This window comes from Aeromicrobium sp., assembly GCF_050700635.1.
In the GTDB taxonomy this organism is placed as follows: Bacteria; Actinomycetota; Actinomycetes; order Propionibacteriales; family Nocardioidaceae; genus Aeromicrobium.
The window spans coordinates 1-4,818 of the sequence record NZ_JBOHDT010000086.1 but is presented as its reverse complement, the minus strand read 5'-3'; the positions used below and the strand labels follow the sequence as shown (position 1 = coordinate 4,818).

Sequence of the window (4,818 nt, the reverse complement as noted above, 5' to 3'; positions counted from 1 at the left end):
CCCGATGGGCGGTACTGTCCGGATCGTTGCCTCCCGACGTCGATCCCGGGTGGTATGCCGACGTCATCGCCGCGCTCAAGGACGAGGAGCTCGCGATCGCGCTCGACACGTCGGGTGAGCCGTTGCGACTCGCGGTGGAGCGCGTGCCGGACCGCATCGCGCTGCTCAAGCCGAACACGGAGGAGCTCGCCGACCTCGTCGACGCCGATCCCGCCGAGCTGGACGACGTCGGTGCGATCGTCGACGCGGCACGTCCCCTGCTCGACGCCGGCATCGGCGCCGTGCTCCTGACGCGCGGCAGCCGGGGCGCCGTGTTGCTCACCGCCGACGGCACGTGGACCGTCGACGCCCCGCCCGTCCAGGCCCGGAGCACCGTCGGGGCCGGCGACTCGGCCCTCGCCGGCTACCTGCTGGGCGCGCTCGACGGCCTCGACCCTGCCAAGCGGCTGACCCTCGCCGTCACCTACGGCAGCGCGGCGGCGTCCCTGCCCGGTTCCACGATGCCCTCCCCCACCGATCTTCCGCCGTTGACCGAAGCACGCCGTTGGAACGAAGGATGACCCCATGACCAGCAAGTCCGTGACCGTCGGATCATTGGTCGGCCTGCACGCCCGACCGGCCGCCGTCATCGCCCAGGCGGCCTCGGCCGCGTCGTCACCCGTGACCCTGTCGATGCCCGGCGGCACGCCCGTCGACGCCGGCTCGGCGCTGCTGATCATGACGCTCGGGGCGAAGATGGGCGACACCGTGGAGGTCACCAGCGAGGACGGCGAGCTGGTCGATCTGATCGCCGGGCTCGTCGAGGAGGACCTCGACAGTCAGCCCGCCTGATCGATCACACCCGGCCGGGCAGGTCGACCGTCTCGGAGTGGCGCGACCACTCGGACTCGCTCATTCGAAGAACTCGAATCCCGAGGTGACCGAAGAGAACGGTGAGTCCCGCCCAGACGACACCGATGCCGACCTTGCTGCCTTCGAGCTCGGTGGAGTTCAGCACCACGTCGAAGGCGAACAACGCGAGGGTGGCATGGAGGAACCAGCGCTCGACCACGCCGCTCTTGCGCAGGGCGATCACGAGGAACAGCACGCCGATGGGCACCGCGATGAGCAGCGGAAGGATCAGGGCCGTCATCACGGTTTGCTGGCGCTCGAGGAACGCGACCAGCGCAGCCTCGTCGGACGCGGAAGGGATCCGGGTGATCATCACCTGCCACGTGGCGAAGCCCATGTGCCCGAATCCGCCGAGCACCAGCAGCACCGCACCTGCATGGACCAGGATCGTGCCGCGCTCGCGGACCAGATGCATGGCCGCCACCGCGACAGGAACGGTCAGGACGGCCGAGATCATGAAGACGAGGGCCGAGGCCAAGATGGCGTCACCATGGGCCGCGGCGATCGAGTAGAGCTCGGCCCCGGCGGTCTCGGTGCCCTCCTCAGCGTCGAGCAGGGCCGCGACGAGTCCGGTGAGCGGGAATCCGATCAGCCCCATGCCGGCCATGGTGCGCCTGAATCCGGTGGTGGGTGAAGTGCCTGGCATGACGTCCTCCTGTGAGTGGATGAAGGGACGTTAGGCCGGAACCACGGTGTTCGTCGTCTGCCTGCACGGTGAATCCGTCGTACTCCTCCGGCAGACACCGAATCCTCCGTCAGACAGACGCCGCAGGCTCCTCGCCGCGTCTATCGTGAGGTGTGGTCAGGATCGAGGTGTCTTCCGCGGCCGTTCGGCGGTCGTGGCCCGCGAACGTCGATCCGTGGACCGATGTGGCTCCGGCCGTTGTCCTGGCCGTGCTCGCCGTCTGCGACGTGCTGCTCAGCTCCGACTGGCGCGGCTCGACAGTGGTCAACCTGGCCGTCGTGCCGGCGGCCGCACTGTCGCTGGCCTGGCGTCGAAGCCGGCCGCTCACGGTACTCACCGTCGTGATGGTCGCGCTGGGGGGTCTGTCGATCGCGTACGGGGGCAGCCAGACCTGGAGCACCATCTTCATCACCGTTCTCGCCGTCTACTCCTCCATCGCCCACGGCACGCGACTGATGCTGGCGACGGTGATCGCCGGCGCAGGGATCGCGATCCACGACCTCACCGACCCGACCCTGCACGGCTTCGGTGACGCGATATGGAGCTCGACCTTGCTGGTCTTCAGCGTCGTAGCAGGGCTCGCGGGTCGTGCCATCGCCCGAAGAAGCGCGTCGCTCGATGCACGCGCCGAGACACTCGAGCGAGAGGAGGAATCCCTCTCCGCTGCTGCCGCCGCTGCCGAGCGCCGACGCATCGCCGCCGAGCTGCACGACATCATCTCGCACAGCCTCGGCGTCGTCGTGCTGCAGGCCGGCGCCGCATCCAAGGTCATGGACCGCGATCCGGAGCAGGCACACACGGTGCTGAACTCGATCGCCGAGACCGGACGCGAGGCCATCGGCGAGATGGCCACGCTCCTCGACCTGATGGACGAAGACGCTCCCAGTACCCGAGACCCCCAGCCCTCGCTGGCGAGCGTGGACAGGTTGATCACCCGGGTCCGCGAAGCGGGCCTCGACGCCGAGCTCACGATCGACGGTGGACCGCAGAAGCTTCCCCCGGCGCTCGACGTCTCAGCCTTCCGGATCGTCCAGGAGGGCCTGACCAACGTGCTCAAGCACGCTGGGGCGTCCTCGGTTGGTGTCGTCATCGGCTATGGCGGCGACGAGCTGCGGATCTCGATCGCCGACGACGGAGCGGGATCCGCCGACGGGTCCGGCAGTCGCCGTGGCTTGGCCGGCATCCGCGAGCGGGTCGCGGTCTTCGGCGGGCGGCTCGAAGCCGGCCCGCAACCGACTGGCGGATGGCTACTGACCGCCACGCTCCCGGTGACTCGAGCATGATCCGTGTGCTCGTCGCTGACGACCAGGCGGTGGTGCGTGCGGGGCTGCGCATGATCCTGGAGTCCGAGCCCGACATCGAGGTCGTCGCCGAGGCCGTCGACGGTCGACATGCCCTCGACCTCGTGCGTGACCACGACCCCGACGTCGTCCTGATGGATGTCCGCATGCCGCACCTGGACGGGGTGGAGGCGACACGCAGGCTGGTCGACGGCGGATCCCGCGCGCGCGTGCTGATCCTCACGACCTATGACCTCGACGAGAGCGTCTACGACGCCCTTCGCGCCGGCGCTGCCGGGTTCATGCTCAAGACCGAGTCACCGGGCCGGCTGGTCGAGGCTGTCCGCGTCGTCGCCACAGGAGAAGCGCTGCTCGCAGCCGGCATCACCCGTCGCCTCATCGACCGATTCGTGGCTGGACGACGCCCCGGCGACACCGGGCGAACGGCATTGGCAGCACTCACGGAGCGTGAGCGGGAAGTGCTCGGACTCGTGGCCGCCGGGATGTCGAACGCCGAGATCGCTGACTCCCTCGTGGTGGGCGAGGGCACGGTGAAGACCCACGTCGCACGCATCCTGTCGAAACTGCAGCTCCGCGACCGCGTACAGGTGGTGGTGTTCGCCTACGAGAACGGCGTCGTCGAGCCGGGCGGGTAAACCCGCGAAACCCTACGAAGCCTTCTTCTCGACCTCGTCGTGGCTGAGGACTGTGGGGCCCTCGGAGCCCTGCACGGTCTCGGCGGTGACAACGACCTTGGCGACGTCGTCGCGGCCGGGGATGTCGTACATGACCGGCTGGAGGACGTGCTCGATGATCGAGCGCAGCCCGCGGGCGCCCGTGCCCCGCGCGAGCGCGAGCTCGGCCATCGCCTCGCACGATTCGCGGGTGAACTCGAGCTCGACACCGTCGATCTCGAAGAGCCGCTCGAACTGCTTGGTGAGGGCGTTGCGGGGCTCGGTGAGGATGGAGACGAGCGCGTCCTGGTCGAGGTTGTCGACCGCGGCGATGACGGGGAGGCGGCCGATGAACTCCGGAATGAGACCGAACTTGAGGAGGTCTTCCGGGAGCACCTTGGAGTAGAGCTTCTCCGGCTCGCCGGTGCGGCTGATCTCCTTGCGGTCGACGTTGAAGCCGAGGCCCATCTTGCCGCTCCGCTGCTCGATGATCTCCTCGAGGCCGGCGAACGCGCCGCCGACGATGAACAGCACGTTGGTGGTGTCGATCTGGATGAACTCCTGATGCGGGTGCTTGCGCCCGCCCTGCGGGGGCACGGAGGCGGTGGTGCCCTCGAGGATCTTCAGCAGCGCCTGCTGCACGCCCTCACCTGAGACGTCGCGCGTGATGGAGGGGTTCTCGCTCTTGCGCGAGATCTTGTCGACCTCGTCGATGTAGATGATGCCCGTCTCGGCCTTCTTGACGTCGTAATCGGCGGCCTGGATGAGCTTGAGCAGGATGTTCTCGACGTCCTCGCCGACGTATCCGGCCTCGGTGAGGGCGGTGGCGTCGGCGATGGCGAACGGCACGTTGAGCATGCGGGCGAGTGTCTGGGCGAGGTACGTCTTGCCGCAGCCGGTGGGGCCGACGAGCAGGATGTTGGATTTCGCCAGCTCGACGCCGTCGTCCTTGCTGCGCCCGGCGGAGGCCTGCGCCTGCACCCGCTTGTAGTGGTTGTAGACCGCCACGGCCAACGACTTCTTGGCGGCGTCCTGCCCGATGACATAGCCGCCGAGGAAGTCGAAGATCTCGTGCGGCTTCGGCAGCTCGCCGAGGCTGAGCTCGGCGCCTTCGGCGAGCTCTTCCTCGATGATCTCGTTGCAGAGGTCGATGCACTCGTCGCAGATGTAGACGCCGGGCCCGGCGATGAGCTTCTTGACCTGCTTCTGGCTCTTGCCACAGAACGAGCACTTCAGCAGATCGGCGGTCTCACCAATGCGTGCCACGTGTCATGTCCTTTCGCAGGCG

At 68.2% G+C, this 4,818-nt stretch carries 6 protein-coding genes; 4 read left to right on the top strand and 2 right to left on the bottom strand.

Translation table 11 applies throughout. The features are described from left to right. Both ACRDPN_RS06620 and ACRDPN_RS06615 read left to right on the top strand, forming a co-directional pair. Positions 1 to 560: 1-phosphofructokinase family hexose kinase (locus tag ACRDPN_RS06620; protein WP_431446583.1), on the top strand; the 560-nt coding region annotated here is incomplete at its 5' end. Positions 561 to 564: 4 nt separating this feature from the next. Beyond that, positions 565 to 831, top strand: coding sequence for an HPr family phosphocarrier protein (locus ACRDPN_RS06615; RefSeq protein WP_431446582.1), 267 nt, complete (start codon positions 565 to 567; stop codon positions 829 to 831). 4 nt (positions 832 to 835) lie between these two features. Here the strand turns inward: ACRDPN_RS06615 and ACRDPN_RS06610 are convergent, their stop codons facing one another. Beyond that, positions 836 to 1,537, bottom strand: a complete 702-nt coding sequence (locus tag ACRDPN_RS06610) for a hypothetical protein (RefSeq protein ID WP_431446581.1) — start codon at positions 1,535 to 1,537, stop codon at positions 836 to 838. Between the two features lie 167 nt (positions 1,538 to 1,704). On the opposite strand from ACRDPN_RS06610, the gene ACRDPN_RS06605 reads away from it, so the two are divergent. Together ACRDPN_RS06605 and ACRDPN_RS06600 are read left to right on the top strand one after the other, a co-directional pair. Next, positions 1,705 to 2,859 (top strand): sensor histidine kinase, encoded by a 1,155-nt coding sequence (locus ACRDPN_RS06605; RefSeq protein ID WP_431446580.1) that lies wholly within the window; start codon positions 1,705 to 1,707, stop codon positions 2,857 to 2,859. Then, a complete protein-coding gene (locus tag ACRDPN_RS06600) occupies positions 2,856 to 3,512 on the top strand; it encodes a response regulator (protein WP_431446579.1) in 657 nt (218 codons plus the stop codon). Before ACRDPN_RS06605 ends, ACRDPN_RS06600 begins: the two co-directional genes overlap by 4 nt. 12 nt (positions 3,513 to 3,524) lie before the next feature. Here the strand turns inward: ACRDPN_RS06600 and clpX are convergent, their stop codons facing one another. After that, the gene (gene clpX / locus ACRDPN_RS06595) at positions 3,525 to 4,796 is read right to left on the bottom strand and encodes an ATP-dependent Clp protease ATP-binding subunit ClpX (RefSeq protein ID WP_431446578.1); all 1,272 of its coding nucleotides are present in this window, start codon (positions 4,794 to 4,796) and stop codon (positions 3,525 to 3,527) included. Between the last annotated feature and the right edge of the window lie 22 nt (positions 4,797 to 4,818).